At 55.6% G+C, this 1,378-nt stretch carries 2 protein-coding genes; both read left to right on the top strand.

What is annotated here, in order from left to right; genetic code table 11:
* Positions 1–954 (top strand): PAS domain S-box protein (locus AAE027_RS39410; RefSeq protein ID WP_479714277.1); only part of this gene is annotated, 954 nt, incomplete at its 5' end.
* A 48-nt stretch (positions 955–1,002) separates the two neighbouring features.
* The coding region (locus tag AAE027_RS39405) for a nuclear transport factor 2 family protein (protein ID WP_370991170.1) at positions 1,003–1,378 on the top strand (376 nt) is incomplete at its 3' end.

Here is a 1,378-nt window from a genome sequence, read left to right as displayed (position 1 = left end):
TTTGAAAATGCACTTCGCGAAAGTGAGCAACGGTTGCGCTGGCTCGCCTCCATAGTCGAATCCAGCGACGACGCGATTGTGAGCAAGAATCTCAATGGCATCATTTTGAGCTGGAACAGGGGTGCCGAGCGCATCTTCGGCTACTCGCCCAGTGAGGCGATTGGTCAGCCCATTACGCTTGTTATCCCTGAGGACCGGCAAAGCGAGGAGCGCGAGATACTCACTCGCATCAGGCGAGGTGAGCGCATCGACCATTTTGAGACTGTTCGCCAAACTAAGCACGGCAGCCTCATTGTCGTTTCGCTGACCGTTTCTCCTGTCAAGGATTCCAGCGGCAAGATCGTTGGCGCATCAAAGATCGCGAGAGATATCACCGAGCAAAAGAAAAATCAGGAGATGATCACGACATTGGCACGCGAGGCCGAGCACCGCAGCAAGAACATGCTCGCGAGCGTTCTGGCAGCAGTTAATCTTTCTCAATCAAGCTCGCCTGAAGATCTCAAACAGACGATTGTTGGGCGGATCGAAGCGCTTGCGAGGGTTTGCTCGCTCTTTGTCGCGACACGCTGGATAGGCGCCGATCTATCGGCGATTGCCGAACAGGAACTCGCTCCATATTCGGGGAAGGGACTGCTGATGGATGGACCGCATATCGTGTTAGAACCCGGCGTCGCTCAGGCAATTGCCATGACGCTGCACGAGCTGGCCACCAACGCCGCGAAGTACGGTGCTTTGTCCCAGTCCAACGGCCAGGTCCACCTGCAATGGTCGCACGAGGCTCGCGGTCAATTGGATCTACGCTGGACCGAGACAGGTGGTCCTGCCGCGCAGGAACCCACGCGAAAGGGCGTTGGTGGCCGCATCATTGAAGGAATGATCGCTCAGCTAAAGGGAAAAGTTCACTTTGACTGGCGCAAAGACGGACTTGTCTGCGAAATTACACTGCCGGTCTGAGATCGCAACAAGCCCGATAGAGCCGGGAGGGGTAGGTGGGAGATTGAGATGGATGATCGAACCGTGCGACTGGCGTTGGAGCGCCATTGGGATGCTTCGGACACGAGCGACTTTAAGACCGAACACGAGATCTATCACGAGGATGCTGTGCTAGATTATCCGCAATCCGGCGAGCGGATACGGGGCCGGCACAACATTCAAGAGAGCAGGTTCGTCCAGCCAAACAAGAAGCGTTTTACGGTCCGGCGAATTATCGGGAGCGGTAATCTCTGGGTCACTGAATTCGTGCTTACCTACGACGATATGCCATCATACGCGGTGAGTATCATGGAATTCCGCGAAGGACTGGTCGCCAACGAAACGCAATATTTCGCCGATCGGTTTGACCCTGCACCCTCGCGTGCGCATCTTGTTGAGCGAGTGA

This window comes from Bradyrhizobium sp. DN3 (genome assembly GCF_041357655.1).
Classification (GTDB): Bacteria; Pseudomonadota; Alphaproteobacteria; order Rhizobiales; family Xanthobacteraceae; genus Bradyrhizobium.
This window is presented reverse-complemented; position numbering and strand designations above follow the sequence as displayed.